The 21,506-nt window shown below is 59.4% G+C and carries 17 protein-coding genes and 1 tRNA gene; 16 read left to right on the forward strand and 2 right to left on the reverse strand.

From position 1 onward, the window contains the following. Window positions 1–37: 37 nt before the first annotated feature. From EII30_RS06725 to EII30_RS06750, 6 genes are all read left to right on the forward strand, one after another. Window positions 38–673 carry a DsbA family protein gene (locus tag EII30_RS06725; RefSeq protein WP_124886566.1) on the forward strand — a complete coding sequence of 212 codons (636 nt, stop codon included), beginning with the start codon at window positions 38–40 and terminating at the stop codon, window positions 671–673. A gap of 36 nt (window positions 674–709) precedes the next feature. After that, window positions 710–1,207, forward strand: a complete 498-nt coding sequence (locus tag EII30_RS06730) for a ribose-5-phosphate isomerase (protein WP_124886567.1) — start codon at window positions 710–712, stop codon at window positions 1,205–1,207. A gap of 5 nt (window positions 1,208–1,212) precedes the next feature. Continuing rightward, window positions 1,213–2,184 (forward strand): Fpg/Nei family DNA glycosylase, encoded by a 972-nt coding sequence (locus tag EII30_RS06735; protein ID WP_124886568.1) that lies wholly within the window; start codon window positions 1,213–1,215, stop codon window positions 2,182–2,184. Between the two features lie 120 nt (window positions 2,185–2,304). Then, window positions 2,305–3,672, forward strand: a complete 1,368-nt coding sequence (locus EII30_RS06740; RefSeq protein WP_124886569.1) for a Mur ligase family protein — start codon at window positions 2,305–2,307, stop codon at window positions 3,670–3,672. Next, entirely contained in the window at window positions 3,669–4,409 is a 741-nt protein-coding gene (locus EII30_RS06745) for a type 1 glutamine amidotransferase (RefSeq protein ID WP_233569382.1), read from the forward strand. Before EII30_RS06740 ends, EII30_RS06745 begins: the two co-directional genes overlap by 4 nt. Before the next feature lie 204 nt (window positions 4,410–4,613). Then, window positions 4,614–5,177, forward strand: coding sequence for a YceI family protein (locus tag EII30_RS06750; RefSeq protein WP_124886570.1), 564 nt, complete (start codon window positions 4,614–4,616; stop codon window positions 5,175–5,177). A 37-nt stretch (window positions 5,178–5,214) separates the two neighbouring features. Here the strand turns inward: EII30_RS06750 and EII30_RS06755 are convergent, their stop codons facing one another. Continuing rightward, window positions 5,215–6,261 carry an App1 family protein gene (locus EII30_RS06755; RefSeq protein ID WP_124886571.1) on the reverse strand — a complete coding sequence of 349 codons (1,047 nt, stop codon included), beginning with the start codon at window positions 6,259–6,261 and terminating at the stop codon, window positions 5,215–5,217. A 292-nt stretch (window positions 6,262–6,553) separates the two neighbouring features. Here EII30_RS06755 and EII30_RS06760 point away from each other — a divergent pair, with 292 nt between their 5' ends. The 10 genes from EII30_RS06760 (at window position 6,554) to EII30_RS06805 (ending at window position 21,181) form a co-directional block, all read left to right on the forward strand. Continuing rightward, complete coding sequence (locus EII30_RS06760; RefSeq protein WP_124886585.1) at window positions 6,554–7,987, forward strand: cytochrome ubiquinol oxidase subunit I; 1,434 nt, start codon at window positions 6,554–6,556, stop codon at window positions 7,985–7,987. An 11-nt stretch (window positions 7,988–7,998) separates the two neighbouring features. After that, window positions 7,999–9,027, forward strand: coding sequence for a cytochrome d ubiquinol oxidase subunit II (gene cydB / locus EII30_RS06765; protein WP_124886572.1), 1,029 nt, complete (start codon window positions 7,999–8,001; stop codon window positions 9,025–9,027). A gap of 133 nt (window positions 9,028–9,160) precedes the next feature. Further along, window positions 9,161–10,969: a thiol reductant ABC exporter subunit CydD gene (gene cydD / locus EII30_RS06770; RefSeq protein WP_124886573.1), complete on the forward strand. Its 1,809-nt coding sequence runs from the start codon at window positions 9,161–9,163 to the stop codon at window positions 10,967–10,969. Next, the gene (cydC, locus tag EII30_RS06775) at window positions 10,966–12,684 is read left to right on the forward strand and encodes a thiol reductant ABC exporter subunit CydC (RefSeq protein WP_233569396.1); all 1,719 of its coding nucleotides are present in this window, start codon (window positions 10,966–10,968) and stop codon (window positions 12,682–12,684) included. Before cydD ends, cydC begins: the two co-directional genes overlap by 4 nt. 65 nt (window positions 12,685–12,749) lie before the next feature. Further along, window positions 12,750–15,248, forward strand: a complete 2,499-nt coding sequence (leuS, locus tag EII30_RS06780; protein WP_124886574.1) for a leucine--tRNA ligase — start codon at window positions 12,750–12,752, stop codon at window positions 15,246–15,248. A gap of 233 nt (window positions 15,249–15,481) precedes the next feature. Continuing rightward, entirely contained in the window at window positions 15,482–16,579 is a 1,098-nt protein-coding gene (locus EII30_RS06785; protein WP_124886575.1) for a ComEA family DNA-binding protein, read from the forward strand. A 1-nt stretch (window position 16,580) separates the two neighbouring features. Then, window positions 16,581–19,223, forward strand: coding sequence for a ComEC/Rec2 family competence protein (locus EII30_RS06790; RefSeq protein WP_233569404.1), 2,643 nt, complete (start codon window positions 16,581–16,583; stop codon window positions 19,221–19,223). Between the two features lie 117 nt (window positions 19,224–19,340). Then, on the forward strand, window positions 19,341–20,591 hold the full coding sequence (gene manA / locus EII30_RS06795; RefSeq protein WP_158608676.1) for a mannose-6-phosphate isomerase, class I: 1,251 nt from the start codon (window positions 19,341–19,343) through the stop codon (window positions 20,589–20,591). A 68-nt stretch (window positions 20,592–20,659) separates the two neighbouring features. Beyond that, window positions 20,660–20,905 (forward strand): type II toxin-antitoxin system prevent-host-death family antitoxin, encoded by a 246-nt coding sequence (locus tag EII30_RS06800; RefSeq protein ID WP_124886578.1) that lies wholly within the window; start codon window positions 20,660–20,662, stop codon window positions 20,903–20,905. 9 nt (window positions 20,906–20,914) lie between these two features. Beyond that, window positions 20,915–21,181, forward strand: coding sequence for a type II toxin-antitoxin system RelE/ParE family toxin (locus EII30_RS06805; RefSeq protein ID WP_124886579.1), 267 nt, complete (start codon window positions 20,915–20,917; stop codon window positions 21,179–21,181). Between the two features lie 118 nt (window positions 21,182–21,299). Here the strand turns inward: EII30_RS06805 and EII30_RS06810 are convergent. After that, window positions 21,300–21,373 (reverse strand) — tRNA-Met (locus EII30_RS06810). Window positions 21,374–21,506: the final 133 nt, after the last annotated feature.

The raw sequence follows: 21,506 nt of genomic DNA on the forward strand, positions 1-21,506 counted from the left end.
CGGTTTTTCATCACATTAGCGGGTTATACTGGTTGCTATGGCTGAAAATAATCCTGCAAGCGTGGAATTCTGGTTCGACCCCATCTGCCCCTGGTGCTGGATGACAAGCCGCTGGCTAACCGAGGTTAGCAGGGTGCGCGGCTTCACAGTTGCCTGGCATCCCTTTAGCCTGAAAATCCTAAACGACGGCCGCAACATGAGCGACTCTCACCGCCACAGTCACGCAAAAGGCATGCAGGCGCTGCGCGTTATCGAGGCGGCGCGGGCGGATCACGGCGACCAGGTTGTTGGCGAGCTCTACACCCAGCTGGGTGAGCGGATCCACCCGGGCGGCAACTCCGATATCACCCAGGTAATTACCGAGAGCCTCGCTGCGCTCGGCCTGCCAGCTGAGCTGATTTCCGCGGCGGATCCTGACACCTCCTACGAGCCAGGAAACGACGGCCTCGACAAGATCCTCCGTGAAAACACCGAGCGTGCACTCGAACTGGTTGGAAACGACGTCGGTATCCCGATTATCGCGGTTGACGGCGTTGCTTTCTTCGGCCCGGTTGTCACCCCGGCACCAACCGGTGAGGACGCGCTGAAACTGTGGGACGGTATTGTGATGGCGGCGTCCGTGCCAGGTTTCTACGAGGTGAAACGCACCCGCACCGCACCACCGCAGTTCTAGTGCGCACCCCGAGAGAAACAGGTTAGGTTTTAAGATATGCGTATTCACATTGCAACCGATCACGCCGGGCTGGAGTTCAGCAAACTGGTGCAGGATCATCTGCGTGAGGCAGGACACGAGGTTATCGACCATGGGCCAAGCGAATATGATCCGCTCGACGACTATCCTACGTTCTGCATTAACGCGGCGCTCGCCGTCGCAGCAGATCAGGCGGCCGGTGAAACCGCGCTCGGTGTTGTGTTTGGTGGATCCGGCAACGGCGAGCAGATCGCCGCAAACAAGGTGCGGGGGATCCGCGCCGCCCTCGTCTGGAGCCTGGCAACCGCGGAGCTTGCGCGTGAACACAACAACGCGAACGTGATCGCAATCGGTGCGAGACAGCACACCGCCGCTGAGGCGATTGCGCTGATTGACCGGTTTATCGCAACCGATTTCCCGGGGGAGGAACGCCACGAACGCCGCATCGCCCAGCTCGCAGAATACGAGCAAACCGGTGATATTGCCGGTAAGGGCGTGAATCGGCCGGGGGTTTAGCGGGTATGCCAGAGGGGCACTCCGTTCACCGGATAGCGAGACAGTTCGAGTGCAACTTCTTAAACAAACCGGTTGCGGTGACAAGCCCGCAGGGCAGGTTTAGTGTCGACGCCGAACTGATTAACGGCCGCACGCTCGTCAGCTCTGCGGCGGTTGGAAAACAGCTGTTTTTAGGGTTTGAAAACGAGCTGTGGTTGCGTGTGCACCTGGGAATTTACGGCGCCTGGGATTTTGCGGGGGAGGTTAGGATCCACCCCGATATTGAGATTCACGGTGCTGGCGAGTTTGCCGCGGTCGATGAGAGTGCCGAGGACTCGGTCACCTCGATTGGCGCGCCACGCAAAACCAGGCTGCGCATGGCGGAGCAGGATCGGGTGCGCAGCGAGGCTGAGAAGGCTCAGGCGGTAAGCTGGCCGCCGGAGCCGGTTGGGCAGGTGCGTGCGAGGCTCCTCACCGACAGTGTTTGCGCGGATTTGCGCGGCCCGACCGTCTGCGAGGTAATCGACGGGGAGGCGGTTAAGCGGGTGCTGGATCGGCTCGGACCCGACCCCGCCAACGACAACAGTCAGGCTGCGAAGGCCCGGTTTGTTGAGCGGGCTCACAAAAAAGCCACCCCGATCGGGCTGGTTTTAATGGATCAGGCGGTGGTTGCCGGGATCGGGAACGTCTACCGTGCCGAGCTGCTGTTCCGCGCGGGCTTGAACCCGCACACCCCGGCGAAGCAATTGCCACCCGAGATTCTTCAGGAATTATGGGATGACTGGGCGAAACTGCTCGATATCGGGATCCGCGTCGGGCAGATGATTACGATTGACGGGCTGACCGGCAGCGCCTACGAGCAGGCGCTGATTAACCGCGATGACCGCCACTGGGTGTATAAAAAAGAGCAGAGCCCGTGCGCGAGATGCGGCACAAACATTGTGCTTGAAGAGTTTGGTGCGCGGAAGCTCTACTGGTGCCCCGGCTGCCAAAAATAGTGGCCACGCCAGAAGCGGTTTCTGTGCGGCAAAGAACAGCGCCTTTGGCAGCAAAAATAGTGCCCGCGCTAAGGGCATGTTTCAAGCTCACGACCGCTGAAATTTGATACGCTTTTGCTCATGCGTCATATGCTCTCCACCCTGGTTGGTAAAACTGTGCTGCGCCTCGCAAAATTACGTGGCGGCGGATCCGCGCTGCCCGGCCTCGTGGTCGATAAACTCGACAGTAACTACTTGGCGAGGATCCTTACCCGACTGCCCGGCGGTGTTGTGGTTGTGAGCGGCACCAACGGTAAAACCTCAACAACGAAGATGATCGTTGAGATGCTGGAGGCGCAGGGGTTAACGGTTTTTAGCAACAAAACCGGTTCGAATTTCTCGCGCGGTGTGATCGCGGCGGCTGTTGCGGAGGCGAACACCGCGGGCCACCTGGCTGCCGACATCGCGGTTTTAGAGCTTGACGAGGCGCACGCAATGCACTTCATCAACCGGGTTAAACCCGATTACACGGTGCTGCTTAACGTGCTGCGCGACCAGCTTGACCGTTTCGGCGAGCTTGACACAACGGCGAGGTTTTTAGAGCGGATCGCCGACGCCACAACCGGGCATCTGCTGGTGAACGGGCAGGATCCGCTGGTGAACGCGATCGGGGATAAGATCGCGAAAGGCGGCCAGGCGACCGTGCACAGGTTTGGGGTTAGTCGGGAGCTGGAGCGGCTCTTCCCGAGTGATGAGCAGCTGCACGATCTGATCGAGGTGATCCTGGAGGAGGATCCGGCGACGGCGAGCGATGCTGCAGTAGCTGCTGCGGCGGCGACCGGCGATTTTGAAACCGCCGATCAGGGCGCTATCGACCAGACGGTGACGCTTGTGGCAACGCGCGGCAACACCGCCGAGTTCTCGCTCGCGGGTGGGCGCTATGCCGCGGAACTGCAGCTAACCGGTCTCTACAACCAACTCAACGCGGCGGCCGCGCTCGGCATTGTCAAAATCATTACCCAGCAGCTCGGCCGTAAACCCGCGGACGCCGACCTGGTGAAATCGCTTGAACAGATTAAACCCGCGTTCGGCCGCGGTGAGCGTCTGGAGCTTGACGGCAGCCCGCTCGAACTCGTGCTGGTGAAAAACCCGGCAGGTTTCAGGCTCGGCCTCGCCTCCTACAGCAACGCCGACACCGCGGTGATGATCGCGATCAACGACCAGTACGCGGACGGCCGTGACATGTCGTGGCTGTGGGATGTTGATTTTAAAGCACTGAACGGCAAACCCGTTGCCCTGGTCAGCGGCACCCGCGCCTGGGATATGGCGGTGCGACTGGATCACGACGAGGTTACTGTGCAGCAGGTTGAACCCGATCTGGCGAAGGGGCTAAAACAGTTCCGGGAAACAAGCCGCGGGCAGGTGAAACGCATCTACTGCACCTACACCGCGATGCTCGCGCTGCGCAAAATCTTAAGCGAAATTACCGACGTTGAGGAGGTTTGGTGAGCAAGCAGGAGAAAACCGAGCAGCGCACGCTGCGGGTTGTGTCACTCTATCCACGCGACATGAACATGTACGGTGATCGCGGTAACGTCCTCGCGCTTTTGAAGCGGATCCGCCAACACGGTTTTGAGGCCGAGCTGGTGAGCGTCAACTGCGGTGACGAACTACCGCTTGACGGCGATATCTATGTCGGGGGAGGCGGGCAGGACTCCGGTCAGGTGCGCGTTGCTAAAGACCTGAAAAGCAAAGCCGCTGCGCTTAGCGAGCTGGCGGATCGCGGGGTGCCGATGCTGATGATCTGCGGCATGTATCAGCTGTTCGGCAAAGAGTTCCGGACGGTTAACGGCGAGATTATGGAGGGCGTTGGCATCCTCGACGTCACAACCGTTGGCGGGCAAACCCGCATGATCGGCAATATTGTGCTCGACTGCGGTGAGCTGGGGGAGGTTATCGGCTACGAAAACCACAGCGGCAACACCGTGCTCGGTCCCGACGCGGAGGCGTTCGGCTCCGTAAAGCAGGGCGACGGTAACAACCCCGAGGACGGCACCGAGGGAGCTCGCTACCGGGAGGTTATCGGCACCTACCTGCACGGGGCGCTGCTGCCGAAGAACCCGAGCATAACCGACCACCTGATCAGGGTTGCGGCGATTAACCGGTACGGCGAGTTTACCCCCGCAGCAATCGACGACACCGCGATAAACCAGGCACGCCAGGCCGCAAAATCTCGGCCGCGCTAGACCCCGCACGGGCGTGGGGTGGATCCGTACCCCGCCGCTAAACAGGTTGCGGGCTGCCGCGCTAGACCCGCGTTATTAGCACTGCTTATGGCAAGGATAAATATTTTTTCAAATTGTTGGAATAGATTCGCTGCCTGACCAGTTGTATTTGTCATGCGCCGAAGACACAACAGTCACCGGCAACAGACTGTAAAGGAGAAAAGCATGGCAATTACAGCAGCAGACATCGCAGGCTACCAGGAGGGTGTCTGGGCCATTGACCCCGTCCACTCAGAGGTGAGCTTCAGTGTTCGCCACATGGGCCTCAGCAAGGTGCGTGGCAACTTCAACACCTTCTCAGGCGAGATCACAACCGCGGCGGATCCAGAAAAATCCGCCGTCACAGCCACCGTTGCTGCCGATTCAATCGACACCAACAACGCTGACCGTGACGCACACCTAAAGAACGAGGACTTCTTCGACACCGAGAAGTACCCGGAGATCAGCTTCAAATCAACCGAGGTGCGCTTCAACAGCGCAGAAACCGGCGAGATCCACGGTGACCTCACCCTGCACGGTGTCACCAAGCCGGTTGTTTTCAGCTTCGAGCTCGGCGGCATCGGAACCGACGCCTACGATGCACAGCGTCTCGGCCTGACCGCGGTTGCGTCAATCGACCGTCGAGAGTTCGACCTCACCTGGGGTGGCACAGTCGAAAAGACCGGCAACCTGATTGTCGGCAACACCGTCACCCTGACACTTGAGATTGCGGCGGTGCTGCAGAGCTAAAACAGGGGTTAAGTGAGCTAGTGAGCTGGGGTTGGTTTTAGCGAATCAGCCCCAGCTCTTTTAGTTGCTGCCGCAAAACCGCCCCGTCAGGGCCATAAACCCAGGGCACACCGCTAACCGCGCGATGCTGTTGTGCCTTTGAGCGGCCACCCGCTAGCACCGCCTCACCGGTTGACAGCTGGCGGATCGCGACAGCAGCGATGTGATCCGGGAACTCCGAACTGAACTCGTGGTAGATCTCCTCATCCAGCTGACCGTCGTCACCGATTAGAACCCAGCGGGTGTTGGGGAACTCGGAGATAATCCGGCGCAGCTCCCGGCGCTTGTGCTCGGATCCGCTTCTAAACCAGCGATCATGGGTTGGACCCCAGTCGGTTAGCAGGAAAGGGCCGGCGGGGTAGAGGTGCCGTTTCAGGAAGCGGGTTAGTACCGGCGCCACATTCCATGCCCCGGTGGAGACATAAATAACCGGTGCGCCAGGGTTTGAGGCGCTTAAGTGATCCATTAAAACCGGCATGCCGGGGGTTGCCAGCCTGGCGTTCTCGTTGGCAACAAAGCTGTTCCAAGCGGCGACAAAGGGGCGCGGCAGAGCGGTGTTTAAGATTGTGTCATCAACATCGCAGATGATGCCGATCGGGGTTGAATTGTCGATGATCCGCACAACCGCTTTCGTGGAGTTGTGGGCTGTTTTCAGTTCAACCGTGTGCCAGCCGGTCGGTAAATCAACGTTCACAACCGCGTCAAGCACACCGCCTGAATCGGTTTTGGTGGTTGCCACCAGCTGACCGTTTGCGAAGATCTCAATCGACTCGTCGGCGGCGTGAACGCTCGTAAAAGAGCGCCAACCGCGCACCCGGGTGAGCGGGTGACCAGCCGAACTGTGGTGCTGATGCTCGGGACTTTCGGCGTGCAACAGCAGGGTTCTGCCGAGGATGCGGATCCACCTGTTAGAACCGTAGCTGTAGAAGGGGATAACCGTCGCAACCTTGCCGCGTTTCTTAGCTCGCTGCACACGCTTGCCGTGAAACCACCGTTCAAGGCGCAAAGGAAAACGCGGCTTGCTGCCGCCGTCAGAAGAATTCACCAGTCTATCTTACGGGAGTTTTCCTAGGGCAGAAACATTTGCCTGAATCTAGGCGGTGAATCTGCTGAAAACCTACGCAATTATCAGATGAAAGTGAGTATTTTAAATTAATATTTTGATATCGAAGCGAATTTTAAGATAATTCACAGCTTCGCTAAAATAGATCTTGTCGGCAACGGGCTGACACCATACCTTAGAAGTAACATATCTCAAAATAAGGTAAGTAACACACAGTGGGGTGCCAGGCACCTCGCCAGGCGCTCCCTCCTGATGGAGGTAATAAGTGTTTGAGATGCTTGACGCGGTAACGCTTGCCAGATGGCAGTTCGGGTTAACAACCCTCTACCACTTCATCTTCGTACCGCTGACAATCGGCCTTAGCTTTCTGATCGCTATCATGCAGACCATCTGGGTCCGCACGGGTAAAGACAAGTGGCTGCAGATGGTGCGACTGTTTGGCAAAATCTTTCTAGTCAACTTTGCGATGGGTGTTGTCACCGGTATCGTGCAGGAGTTCCAGTTCGGCATGAACTGGTCAAACTACTCACGCTTTAACGGTGACATCTTCGGCGCCCCGCTCGCTATGGAGGGCCTGATCGCCTTCTTCCTTGAAGCAACCTTTATTGGTGTGTGGATCTTCGGCTGGGACAAACTGCCTAAAAAGATCCACCTGATTTCAATCTGGTGTCTGTCAATGGGCACCTGGTTCTCAGCGTACTTCATTCTCGCCGCGAACGCCTTTATGCAAAACCCGGTCGGGTTCACAATCAATGAGGAGCGCGGCAGGGCCGAACTCGACAACTTCATCGACGTTGTGCTCAACCCGGTTGCGCTGCTGCAGTTCCCACACACCGTGTTCGCGTCCATTATGTTCGCGGCAACCGTGATCGTCGCAACCGCAGCCTGGCACCTGAAGCGCAACCAGCACACCGAGATGATGCGCAGCAGCCTGAAGTTTGGCCTCTGGGCAAACATTATCGGCTTCCTGGGTGTTGGCTTCTCCGGCCACGAACTGGGTATTGTGATGACCGAAACCCAGCCAATGAAAATGGCCGCCGCCGAGGCAATCTACGAGAGCGCCTCCGGAGCTGACGCCAGCTTCTCCATCTTCAGCCTCGGCACCCCTGACGGTATGCACGAGGTATTCTCCCTGCGGATCCCATACCTGCTGTCCTTCCTCGCAAACGGCACCTTCGACGGATCCGTTGAGGGCATCAACGACCTGCAGACCGAGTTCGCAGCCCACTACTGTGGATCACCAGACTCCCTGCTAACCTGCCCCGCAGACGGACAGTTCACTCCGATTATCTGGGTAACATACTGGGCGTTCCGCTGGATGATCGGTCTCGGACTGTTCGCGGCAATGGTTTCCGCGGTTGGCCTGTGGATCACCAGAAAAGACCGCAAACTGCCTAACTGGGTATGGAACGTCGCAATCTGGACAGCACCAATGCCAATGCTCGCCTCACTGGTCGGCTGGGTTTTCACCGAGATGGGTCGCCAGCCATGGATTGTGTTCGGTGTTATGACAACCGAGCAGGGTGTTTCACCGGGCGTACCGGCGTGGGCGGTGCTTGTGTCACTGATCGCGTTCACCGTGGTTTATGGCGCGCTCGCAGTGGTCGAGTTTAAACTGCTTGTAAAGGCAGCGCAGGCTGGCCCCGAAGAAATTAACAAAAACGATGACGGCGAAGTGGAACACAGCAGCTTCGCAACTGTCTACTAGGAGGGCAAGCAATGGAATTAACAACTGTTTGGTTCTTAATTGTGGGCGTGCTGCTGATCGGTTACTTTGTGCTCGACGGCTTCGATTTCGGCGTCGGCATGTCCCTCTTCTCGCTGAGCAAGGACGACACCGATCGTCGCGTGATGATCAACACAATCGGCCCAATCTGGGACATGAACGAAACCTGGCTGATCGTTGCCGGCGCCTGTCTGTTTGCGGCGTTCCCGGAGTGGTACGCAACCATGTTCTCAGGATTCTACCTGCCGCTGCTTTTGATCCTGATCGCGCTGATCCTGCGCGGCGTCTCTTTCGAGTACCGTCACCAGGGCAAGGGCAAGAAGTGGACTGCCTGGTTTGACTGGTTTATCCTGATTGGATCCGTGCTGCCGCCGCTGCTCTGGGGAACCGCTTTCGCGAACCTGATTCAGGGCCTGCCGATCACGAAAATGGACAACGGTGGCTGGCTCTACGAGGGCACACTGCTGACACTGCTGAACCCTTATGGTCTGCTCGGCGGTATCGCGGTGACACTGATCTGCTACAACCATGGACTCGTCTACCTCGCACTGAAGTCACTCGGTGAGATTCGCGACCGTGCACAGCAGCAGGCAAAGCGCGTCGGAATTGTCACGATTGTTGTTGCTGCAGCGTTCCTGGTGTGGACGATTATTCAGCACCTTTCCAACCCGAACCTGCCGCTGATTATCGCCTGCTCCGCAATCGCCGCGGTTGCGCTGATCGGCAGCTGGCTGCTCAACATTGTTGGGCGTGAGGGCTGGTCATTCACACTCAACGCGGTAACAATCGCGTTCGCACTGCTCGCGATCTTCAGCGCACTGTACCCACACCTGATGATCTCCAACATCGACCCGGCACAGTCAATGACCATCGCCGGCGCCGCCAGCACCGAAAAGACACTGGTGCTGATGACCTGGACGATTATCTTCACCCTGCCGTTTGTGCTCGCCTACCAGGCGTGGACGTTCTGGGTGTTCAGGAAGCGGATCAGCCGCAAAACTATTGAGGCGTCAGCTCACTGATCCGTCTCGGGGGCAAAATGAAAATTGCCCTAAAACAGGCCGTAAAAAGTCTGAGCAGCAAGTTAGGGTGAGGGCGTCCAGGTGCAGTAAAATAGCACCTGGACGTTTAACCCAAAACCGTTAAGGAAGCTGATTGAAACCCTTTGACCCGAGGCTTTTGCGCTACGCAAAAAGCGTGCGCCGGGTGCTTGGGGTTGGTGCGGCGCTCGGGGTTTTGCGGACCGTCGCAATTATTGTCTGGTGTTGGTGTATCGCCAACGCCCTTGCAACACTGATCGCCCCGTGGCTTAGGGGTGAAAAATACGGCCTGGTGTTAACCGGAATGTGTCCGCGTGATGACATCGGGTTTTTGCTTTTGTGCGGCTTTGCCGCGCTTGTCACCCGCTCGCTCTGCACCTGGCTGCTTGAAACCGTCAGCAGCCGCGGCGCCATCGCCGCGAAAGCACAGCTGCGTAGCACGGCGCTGAACCGGTTAGACACGAGCTATCCGGCGGCAGATAGCAACGGTGGATCCACCCGCCTGGCAACAACGCTCGGTCGCGGCCTCGACGCCCTCGACGGCTATTTTGCAAACTACCTGCCGCAGCTGCTTTTGACGGCGTGCGCAACGCCGGTGCTGGTTTTGATAGTGCTGTGGGCGGACTGGGTGAGCGGGCTGATCGTGATTATCGTGTTCCCGATTATTCCGGTGTTTATGATCCTCATCGGGCTCGCCACACAGCGCGTGCAAAACCGCCAGTGGGAGCAGCTAAACCAGCTATCAAGCGCGTTTTTAGACACGGTCTCGGGGCTTGGGACGCTAAAGATTTTCGGCCGGGAGCAGCGGCAGCAGGAGCGGATCCGCAAAATCTCTGACGACTACCGTCGCCGCACAATGCAGGTTTTGCGCGTCACCTTCCTGTCCGGTTTTGTGCTCGACCTCGCGGGCACCTTCTCGGTTGCGCTGGTTGCGGTGACGGTCGGCACGCGGCTCGTCTACGGTGACTTCCCGCTCGCGCTCGGACTGTTTGTTTTGCTGCTGCTGCCGGAGGTGTTTATCCCGATCAGACAGGTGGGTGTCGCCTTCCACGCCTCCGCGGAGGGGCTAGAGGCGGCGGGCGCCGTGTTTAAGGTTATCGAGGGTAAGGAGCTGCGGGCGCTGCCGGAGGCGGGAGCCGCAGACGGTGCTGGTTCGAATGGAGCTGGTGCGGGCGCTGGTGCGGCGGGCTTTGCTGGGCGGGAGCCTGGCATCGTGGTCTCGGATTTGACGGTGACTCACGGATCCACCGAAGAATCTGGCAGAGCCATCACCGTCGGCCCGCACAGTTTTACGGTCAGGCCAGGGGAGTTCGTTGTGATGGCCGGGCCTTCCGGGTCGGGTAAGTCGACCGTTGTTGGCGCGCTGCTCGGTTTTGTGCCGCTCTCGGGCGGTGAGGCGGCTGCGAACTGCGGCGTCTCCTGGTGCGGGCAAAAACCCGGACTGATGCAGGGAACCATCGCTGAGAATCTGTCGCTCGGCCACACCGGTTACGATCAGCGCCTCGGCAGTGAGGTGCTTGCGCGGGTGGGGCTGTCGACGCTGAACGCGGCGCAGCTACTCGGCGCGAGCGGATCCGGCGTCTCAGGCGGCCAGGCGCAGCGGCTCGCGATTGCCCGCTGCCTCTACAATGCCAGGGTTACGGGCAGCGACTGTTTGATTCTTGACGAGCCGACGAGCGCGCTCGATCACACCAATGAGGCGAGGATTTGCAGGCTGTTCCAGGAGCTTGCCCGGGAGGGGAAGGCGGTGCTGGTTGTTTCGCACCGGCCGCAGGTGATTGCGGCGGCGGATCGCACGGTTAAGATTGCGGCGGGTGAGGAATCCTGGGAAGAACGGCCGGATTCGGACGCAGTGGGGGAGCGGCTAGCCGAGGGAGCTGAGGGCCTGGCCGCCGGAGCAGCCCGGATTGCGGGGCGGGAGTGAAACAGCAGAGCGTGCTAAAACCAGACAGCCTGCAGCGGCGAGTGATCGCGCGGGCGATCCCGAACCGTCCCGCGAGAACCCCGGGGATTCTGCTCGGGATCCTCGCCGACGGCTGCGTTGTTGGTCTTTTGGCGCTGAGCATGTGGCTGATCATTCGATCCGCTGAACAGCCGCCGATTCTCTACCTCAACTTTGCGATTGTCGGGGTTCGCGCCCTCGCGATCGGCCGGGCTGCGTTCCGCTATGTTGAACGGCTCGCCAGCCACAATGCTGCATTCTCGCAGCTTGCGAACCTGCGCGCCGAAACCTTTACGGCGCTGATTCCCCGGGTGCCGGGTGCGATTGAGGAGAAGCGCCGCGGCGAGGTGCTTGCCGGGTTTATTGACGACGTTGACCAACTGCAAGACGAGCAGTTGCGCGTCCGCCAGCCGCTGATCGTCAGCACCACGGTGACTGTTCTGTCCCTGATTCTGGTTGCGGTGATCTCACCGGCCGCCGCCGTTGTTACCGCCATCTGTTTGGCGCTGACCGCGGTTTTAGCTATCTGGGTGACGGATCGCATCTCGGGTGAGACCGAGAAGGAGCTCGCCGCGTCACGTGCGGCACTAACCGACGCGATCTTAGAGCGGGCAGAAAACTCAGAAACGCTCGCCGCGTTTAACGGGTTTGCCAGGCAGCGTGTCCTGATTGAGAAAGCGCAGACGCGGCTTGCTGAGATTCAGTCGCGGGCCGCGATAACCGCCGGTTTAACCGCGGCGCTGCTCGGGCTCGGGCAGGGCATCGCAACACTGCTGGTCCTCTATTTTGCTGCGATCCCGTTCGATAACGGGGTTAGCGCGGCCGCTTTTGGTTTAATCGTGATCGTGCCGGCAGCAATCGCGGAGGTGTTTGTGCAGGCGCCAACCGCGCTCGCTGCCCGCAGGCGGGTTATGACGAGCGCCGCGCGGATCGCGGACCTCACCGAAAAACCGCTGCCGGAGCAGATTCCGCAGCTGCCAAGCGACCTCGCGGTTCCGGGCGAAGCGGGTGATGCCGAACCGCTTGCCGAGCCGCTTGCCGGGGCGCCGCTGCTTGAGATTCGACAGCTGAGCGTCACACACGCGGGGTCGCGCGATCCACAAATAACCGATTTGAACCTCACGGTCGCACCGGGCGAAACCGTTGTTATCAACGGTGAGAGCGGATCCGGCAAATCAACCCTCGCGCTTGCGCTGGTGCGACTGCTCGACTATCAGGGCAGCTACCGGATCGGCGGCGTTGAGGCGAAAGAGCTGGGGGCTGCGCGGGTGCGGCAGCTCGTTGGGCTGTGTGAGCAGCGACCACATATTTTCGACGCGGACCTCAGGCAGAACCTGAAGTTTGCCAAACCGAGCGCGAGCGACGCGGAGCTGCTGCGGGTGCTTGACCGGGTTGGCCTCGGCGAGTGGGTGTGCCAGCGTGGCGGGCTCGACACCCGGCTCGGGCAGGCCGGATCCCTTATCTCGGGCGGTCAGGCGCAGCGGATCGCGCTGGCTCGGGCGCTGCTCGCTGACTGGCGGGTGATGATTTTTGACGAGCCGACCGCGGGCGTCGACTACGATCTCGCGCAGCAGCTGGTCACCGACCTGATCGCTGCGGTGCCAGATGACAGGGCGGTTATTTTGATTACGCACTCAGATATTCCCGCTGATTTAAGCGTAAAAACAATTGAGATCGAGTCTCACACGGTACGATAAGAGTGTTTTATTTTTGCTGGTGGATCCGCCAGCGCTAATAACCTGAAATAGTTAAAAGAGGAACAGTGACTGAGCAAGCTGAAAACTACGATTTTCGCGCGATTCAAGAGAAATGGCAGCAGGTTTGGGAGGCTGATCGGCCATTCGACGTCAGCAACGAGGACACTGGGCGCCCCAAAAAATACGTGCTAGATATGTTCCCGTACCCCTCCGGCGACCTGCACATGGGTCACGCGGAGGCGTTCAGCATGGGCGATGTGCTGGCTCGCTACTGGCGGTCTCGCGGCTACGATGTGCTGCACCCGATCGGCTGGGACAGCTTTGGCCTGCCCGCTGAGAACGCGGCGATTAAGCGCGGTGTGGATCCGAAAGAGTGGACCTACAACAATATTGCGCAGCAGAAAGAGAGCTTCAAAGCCTACGCACCAAGCTTCGACTGGTCGCGTGTGCTGCACACCAGCGACCCGGAATACTACCGCTGGAACCAGTGGATTTTCCTGCAGCTGTTTGAGCGCGGCCTCGCATACCGGAAAGACAGCTGGGTTAACTGGGATCCGGTAGATCAGACTGTTTTGGCGAACGAGCAGGTGCTGCCGGACGGCACCTCTGAGCGGTCGGGCGCGATCGTTGTGAAGAAGAAGCTGACCCAGTGGTATTTCAAGATCACCGACTACGCTGAGCGGCTGCTTCAGGATCTCGACAAGCTTGAGGGCAAGTGGGCGCCGAAGGTGTTGCAGATGCAGCGCAACTGGATCGGCCGCTCCGAGGGTGCCGAGGTTGATTTTGTTGTTGAGGGCCGTGACGAGCCGGTGCGTGTTTTCACAACCCGCCCAGACACCCTGCACGGCGCAACCTTCATGGTTGTTGCGCCAGACAGTGATCTCGCCGCTGAGCTGGTTGCTGATGTTTCTGACGAGGTGAAGCAGCGTTTTGCCGACTACCTGGTGCAGACTCAGAAGCAGACGGAGATTGAGCGGCAGAGTGCGGATCGCGAAAAAACCGGTGTGTTCCTCGACCGCTTTGCAATCAACCCTGTTAACGGTGAGCGGATCCCGATTTGGGCGGGAGACTATGTGCTCGCCGACTACGGCCACGGCGCGGTTATGTCTGTTCCCGCGCACGACCAGCGCGACCTTGAGTTTGCGCTGAAGTTTGACCTGCCGGTTGTGCAGGTGTTGGAGGTGCTTGACGAGGACGGCAACCCGCTCGGCCACCCGGCAGAGACCGGTGTTGCCGCAACCGGCGACGGTGAGCTGATTAACTCGGGCGAGCTTAATGGACTCAGCAAGGGCGACGCCGTGAAAAAGCAAATTGCCCTGCTTGAGGAGGCTGGAACCGGCCGCGGCAAGGTTACCTACCGTCTGCGTGACTGGTTGATTTCTCGGCAGCGGTACTGGGGCACCCCGATTCCTATTCTGCACGGGGCTGACGGATCCATGCGCCCGGTGCCTGCGGAGCAGCTGCCAGTAACCCTGCCCGATGCGGCGGGGTTGGATCTGAAACCGAAGGGTGCTTCGCCGCTCGGCGCCGCAACCGAGTGGGCGACCGTCACCGACCCTGAAACCGGTGAGGAATTTACTCGCGACCCGGACACAATGGACACCTTCGTGGACAGCTCCTGGTACTTCCTGCGCTTCTACTCGCCGCAGGATGAGACCCAGCCGTTTGACCCGGCCGCAGCGAAGTTCTGGGGACCGGTCGACCAGTATGTTGGCGGTGTTGAGCACGCGATTTTGCACCTGCTGTATGCACGGTTTATCACCAAGGTGATGTTTGATCTCGGCTACATTGATTTTGATGAGCCGTTCACAACCCTGCTAAATCAGGGCATGGTGCTGCTTGACGGCTCAAAGATGTCAAAATCGAAGGGCAACCTGGTTGAGTTTGCCAGCGAGCTGCGGGATCACGGGGCTGACGCGCTCCGCACCTCACTGATTTTTGCTGGCCCGCCAGAGGACGACATCGACTGGGCAGACGTGTCAGTGCAGGGTTCAAGCAAGTTCCTGGCGCGAGCCTGGCGACTGGCGCGAGACGTTGAGAGCGAGCCCGGCGTTGATTTCGCGGCCGGTAACCGGGAGCTGCGTCAGGCAACTCACCGCCTGCTCGCGGACGTGCCGCAGCTGGTTGAACAGTACAAGTTCAACGTGGTTGTTGCCCGCCTGATGGAGCAGGTGAACGTCACCCGTAAGGCTGTTGACAGCGGATGCGGCGCGGCGGATCCGGCAGTTCGCGAGAGCGTTGAGACGATTGCGCTGATGATCAACCTGTTTGCGCCATACACCGCGGCGGAAATGTGGGACATTCTCGGCCACGAGAGCAACTGCGCGCTGGTTGAGTGGCGAGAAGCCGACAGTTCACTGCTCGTCGCTGACGAGATCACCGTCGCTGTGCAGGTTGATGGTAAAGTGCGTGACCGGCTTGTGCTGCCCGCCGATGTTAGCGAAGAGGATGCGCTCGCTCTGGCACTCGACGCTGACCGGATTAAAAAGTCTGTCGGTGAGCGCGAGATCGTGAAAACCTTTGTGCGACTGCCGCGAATCATCAGCATCGCGACCAAGGGGTAGCTGGCTGAGGCGGGGCTGAGGCGGGGCTTGGGCGGTTGCCTGGGCTGCTGCCTGCCTGACTGGGTGCTTGTGAAGTGCTTGGGCGGTTGCTGATACGGCCGCTTGGGCGGTTGCTTGGGCGGTTGCTGATTTAATGCTGTTGCGGGGCTGTTGATAACTCAAAAACACGGTGAGTTATCAACAGCCCTCGCATTTTTTGCGGGCTGGTTAAGACCGTGGTCTACGGTTTTGCCATGTCTAAATCAACTTCCCAAACAACGCCATCACCGCGTGACCCGTTTGATGACCCCTGGCAGAAGGCGCTCGCCTACGCTGCGCGGGGCAGCACTGCCGAACCTGACGCCATAACCCGCAGCTTTAGCGCTGTGATTGCCGACCCCGATGAGGCTGCGGGTTCGAGTGACAGCGTGCGATCCCGGGAGCCAGTGGCGGCCGCGCGCTCCCGGAGAGCGGGCGAGGATGGGCGATCCTGGGAGACAGAGGATAGCGCGGTGTCCGGCGCTGCAGCGTCGCTGTGGCATGAGGAGGATGTGCCGTTTCTCACTAAACTGCGGCAAACCCTCTCAACACCCGTGCTCGCCGCGGTCACAATCGCGGCGGTTGCGCTTGTCGCGGTTGTGCTGAACCTGGTGTTAAAACCACAGTCACTGCCTAATGCGGATCCCGGCACCTCCGACTCGGCTGCTTCGGCGTCCCAGGTAGGTGCCAAAAATACCGGTGGTGCTAGAAACAGTGCGGCTGGGAAAGCCGGAGCGGATCGGGGCAGTTCCGCTGGTTCGGGTGAATCTGGCGGTAATAGTGGTCGGGGAGCAGCTGGTCGTGGTGCGGACGTTCCCGTTGTCGCGCACATTATCGGTCAGGTGCAGCAGCCGGGAGTGTATGAGCTGCCCGCGAAATCTCGTGTGAAAGACCTGGTTGAGGCAGCTGGTGGCTTAACCGATGCGGCAGTTTTAACGGGTGTTAACCTGGCGCGCGTCGTTAACGACGGCGAACAAATCCATATTCCCACACAGCAGGAGATCGACAGCGGCGCATTCACAGGCGGAGCAGCGCAGGCGGGTGGCGCCGGTGCTGGCGGCGGCGGAGGCGGCGGCGGAGGCAGCGGTGGCGGCGGTAGTGGCGGATCGGGCTCTGGCGAAGGGAAGATTAATCTCAACACGGCCACGGTCGAACAGCTGCAGCAGCTGCCGCGGATCGGCCCCGCAACCGCTCAGAAGATTGTGGAGTGGCGCAGTAAAAACGGCGGGTTTAAAAGTATTGAGGACCTGCTGGAAATCCCCGGCATCGGCGATAAAACAGTGCAAAACATTGCCTCGCAGGTGAGTGTCTAAAATGCTGCGGCGAGGGGAGTTTTGGCGGGTCGGCCGGTTTGAGCGGGTCGAGCTAGGGGAGGGAAAACACCGGGGCAGAGACGAAGCCGGGCGCGCCTGGGCGGACGGTTTTGTTTCAGCCCCTGCGCAACAACAGCGTGCACAGCCCGCACAGTTTACGCTGTTTAGCGCAGCCATGCTCAGTTGGCTAACCATCGCAGTTGTGCTCGGCAGCGACATCAGCGTGGGGCAGGTTTTAGCGCTGCTCGCCGCACTGATTATTCTGTTCGCGGTCACGGTCGGGTTGCTCTCGAAGTGGGCATCACAAATGCGTGTGTCGCAAGTGCGGGCAGAGCGAACTCGGGTGGCGCAGAACAGAGTGACACAGCAGCGGGCAGCATTAAACGGTGAGACAGCAAACAGGGGTTTTCGCAGACGCTGGCTGCTGCTTTTGCGACTGCGGGGAGTAGTCACTTTTCTGCTTTTCGTGCTCGGGGTTGCTGCCCTGCTTGTCAGCCAACTGTTTGTGCAGGAGCAACAGCGAAACCAGGCGGTCAGCCAGATCAGTGAGCGCGTTAAAAACTTCCCGGTCGAACTGGTTGAATACCCCAAACAGAAAATGCGCGCCGGCGGCGACACAACCAACTGGGTGACCGCGAAAACCGTGAACGATCCCGCGGGAGTGCGAGTGCTGCTGTGGTTAAGCGGGCCCCAACCCGCTGAGTGGGCGCCCGGCACCAGGCTGCTGGTGACCGGCAGTGTTAAGCAGCTGCCGCGAGCCTCCGCAAGCGCGTTTAGCATCAGCGTGCGGGAGCTGAGCGAGGCGGTGGGTGGCGGATCCGCTCACAGGCCGCCCGGCCTGCTTCACCCCGTCAACACCGCCGCCGCCACACTGCGCAGCAGATTAACCGTGGCGAGCGGATCCACCCCGGGAGCCCAGCTGGTGCCCGGTTTTGCAACCGGTGACACCTCACTGATTACGGCGGACCAACAGCAGCAGTTGCTAAACACCTCGCTGACGCACCTGGTTGCTGTGTCGGGCGCGAACTGTGCGCTGGTGATTGTGGCGGTGACAAAAATCTTCGCCATGATGGGTGCAAATCGGGCGGTGAGAAACACGGCTGCGCTCGCTGCCCTGGCGGGGTTTGTGTTGCTGATCGGGCCGGACTCGTCAGTTTTGCGTGCGGCGTTGATGGCGGGCGTGTGTCTTGTTGCGCGGTTTGGCACGGTCGGGATTAATGGCACAGCTATTCTGGGGTTTGCGACGACGCTGCTGCTCTGGTTTGATCCGTGGCAGGCAATCAAACCGGGGTTTATGCTCTCAGTCAGCGCAACCGCGGCGATTCTGCTTTTCACAGACCCGATTCGGAAGCGCCTGCTGAGAATGCGGGTTCCTGAGATAGTCGCGATGCCCCTGTCTGTCACCGTCGCAGCACAGCTCGGCTGCACACCGTTTCTGCTGTTACTCTCCGACGGGATTACGGTGCTCGGGCTTATTGCCAACCTGCTCGCCGCCCCGATTGCACCGTTCGCGACCGGTTTTGCGCTGCTTGCGATGCTGACGCTCGCTGTTGTCGAACCGCTCGTTCAACTGGTTTTGGTGCCGGCCGCAGCCTGCTCAAACCTGGTGCTATTGATCGCAAACTGGTTGAGTGATGCCGCGGTCGCAACAAAAATTCCGTGGCCGCAGGGGCTGCTTGGCGCAGTGACGCTCTGCGCTGTTGTTTTACTGCCGCTGGTGTTTGGCAGGATCCGCAAAATAACCCAAAAACCCAGCCCCGGCCTGAAACCGCGACTGCGCACAGCGGTTGAGAGTGTTTTGATTGCGGCGGCCGCGGTGCTTGTCAGCATCAACGTTGTTGTGAAACCAAACCTAGGCGCGGGTGCGGCGCCAACGGATTGGGCGGTTGTTGGGTGCGATATCGGGCAGGGCGATGCGATTCTGATTCGCAACACAGCGGATCCCGGAACCGTGATGCTCGTCGACACCGGGGATGATCCCGGGCTGCTGCAGGAGTGCCTCGATGATTTTGGGGTGAGGCGGATCGCGCTGCTTGTGCTCAGCCACGATGATCGCGACCATGTTGGCGCGCTGTCGCAGGTCAGGGAGATCACAGAGCGGGCGCTTATCGCACCGAGAACGCTCGGGCAGGAAGAGCGAACCGTTGTAACCCAGCTTGAGAGCGCGGGCATCCCGTATAGCACCGGGGGTAGGGCAGAGGCGGGCAACAGCGGATCCGTCGGGCGCATCTCCTGGGAGATGCTGGGGCCGGGGCTGCCCTTCTATTCTTCCGAAACCAACGAGGCCAGCCTGATTATGCGGGTTGAGACGGGGGAGCTTAGCGTTCTGCTGCTCGGCGACTCCAGCGAAGAGGGACACAACCGGCTGCTCAGGGAGTTTGCGCCGGAGACGTTCGCGGTTGATGTTTTGAAAGTGGCGCACCACGGATCCAAGGATGCCTCACCCGAACTGACCGCGCTCAGCCACGCAAAATACGCGATCGTTTCCGCGGGAGCTGGCAACAGCTACGGGCATCCCGCGCCGCGCAGTCTGGAAAGCTACCGGTCAAGTGGGATTGTGCCGCTCCGCACCGACCTGTACGGGCACGTTGTTGTGCGAGCCGACGAGAACCTGAGCAACTGGGTTGAGAAGCCACCCGATTAGCTGGGGCGTTGTTGGTGGTTCCGCCAGGACCCCAAAAAATAATGCTGTGGTATGAAATCGCCCCGCGGTGGCCAAGAAAACAGCCAAAACTGAGCGATGGCAGCTAAAGTTGATTGTGTGACTGATAACAGAATGCCGCCTATTGCGTTGCTACGCAACAGACCGATCGCCTACCAGTGGGGTGAGCGAAACGGGATTAGCGACAGACTCGGTTACGCAGCAACTATGAACCATGAGGCGGAGCTGTGGATCGGATCCCACCCGAAAGCGCCGAGCGAACTGGTTGACTGCCCATTCACTGACCTGCACAGCTGGGAGACAGAGACCGGTTATCGCCTGCCTTACCTACTGAAAATGCTCGCCGTTGCTCAGCCGCTCTCGATTCAAGCGCACCCCACAACAGCGCAAGCAGAGCGGGGCTTTAACGCCGATAACAGCAAAAATCTTGACCTGTTTGCGGCAGAGCGCAACTATAAGGACCCGAACTCTAAACCGGAACTTGTGCTCGCGCTCGAAACCGGGTTTGAGGCGCTGTGCGGATTCCGGGATCCGGCAGACAGTGCGAAACTGCTCACCCGGATTACAGCCCAAAACACAGTCAACGAAGCCGGCGCGAAGCTTTTGGCGGATCTGACCGACCGGGTTACAACGGGCGGCCTGAAAGAAACCGTTAAGTGGGTTCTGGCTAACAGCGCGGAGGTGCAGGCCGTTCTCGGCGCGCTAACCGCTGCCGCCATCGGGATCGGTGAGGGTGGATTCACTGACGCCGACGCAGGTGCCGCTGCCGCCGGATCAGCCGGTGACGATGCGGCGCTCGCCGACTATGCGGGACTGATTACCAGACTGCAAAACTGCTACCCGAACGACCCAGGAATCCTAGTCGCCGCCCTGCTCAACCACGTGAAGCTCGCACACGGCGAGGCGCTCTGGCTACCCCCGGGAACTATCCACGCCTACCTCGGCGGCTACGGAATCGAGATTATGGGCCCCAGCGATAATGTGCTGCGCGGCGGACTAACCCCGAAACACATTGACATCCCCGAGCTGGTGAAGATCACCGATTTCACGCCGGTTGCGGATCCACGCCTCACCCCCGAAAAATTTGGCGCGGCCAAGCGATTCAACCCCGACGCTGCCGGGCAACACAGCAAACCGTTTGAGCTGTTGCACGTCGTAGGCGACGCCGAGTTTACGGCCGAGTCACCCTCCTGCGTGCTGGTTTGCTCGGGTGAGTTCCGGGTTTTTGACGGTGAGCGGATCGCGGAACGCCACCTGAAAATCGGCGATGCGGTGCTGCTTACTCCAGGCCGCTGGCAGATTACGGGCGCGGGCGAGTGCTTTGTTGCCTCCGGTCAGCTAGCGCCTTAACCCAGCTTAACGGGGAGATGCATAATTTGCCTCTTGTATAAATCTTGTACAAGTTGTACACTTGAAGCATGACTTCAGTTACCCTTTCAGAGTTCCGTAGCAAGCAGAGTGACTATATCGCCGCTGCGCAGCGATCTCCTGTAGAGATAACATCCCGCGGGGCGCGGCGTCGTGCTGTTGTAGTGTCACCTGAGTTCTTCGACCGGGCAGTGCAAGCGCTAGAGGATCAGGCGGATATACTGGCTGCTTCCAAAGCGCGCAAGGAGGTTGGCCGAGTATCTCACGAAGAGCTGTTGCGCAAGCTTGGAATCTAAGTACTTAACATGGCTTACTCTATTAGTTATGCGCCGTCAGCGGCGAAGAAACTTGAAAGGCTGAGTAAGGCAGACAAGAGGCTCGCGGTTCAATTACTCTCGGCAATTGAAAGACTCAAGAGCGATCCAAGACCTCCAGGGTGTATTCAACTCAAAGGGGGTAATGGTGAGTATCGGGTACGGGTTGGTAACTATCGAATCATCTACGACGTAATTGACAATGAGCTTGTTGTATTGGTGCTTAAGCTTGGTCACCGGCGAGAGGTGTATAGGTGATAAAGGGCTGATTCGAGAGTTCTCTAAAATTACGGGTAAGTGGATAAAATCGCAGATGCCCAGAACCTATCGGATAAGCCAACAGCTCCTGACCAAAGCTGGTCAGGAGCTGTATTCGTTGCGGGGGCTGGATTTGAACCAACGACCTCCGGGTTATGAGCCCGGCGAGCTACCGAACTGCTCCACCCCGCGGCACAGATATAAACTATACACCTCTTGTCGATATTGCGCAAATGCGGGGTAAGTGGACAAAATGTGTGGCATTTCTCGCCTAGTCCCAATCAAGCCGGTACGGGTCAGAGGTATGCAGCTCATGCCACATAAC

The organism is Leucobacter sp. OH1287 (assembly GCF_003859945.1).
Classification (GTDB): Bacteria; Actinomycetota; Actinomycetes; order Actinomycetales; family Microbacteriaceae; genus Canibacter.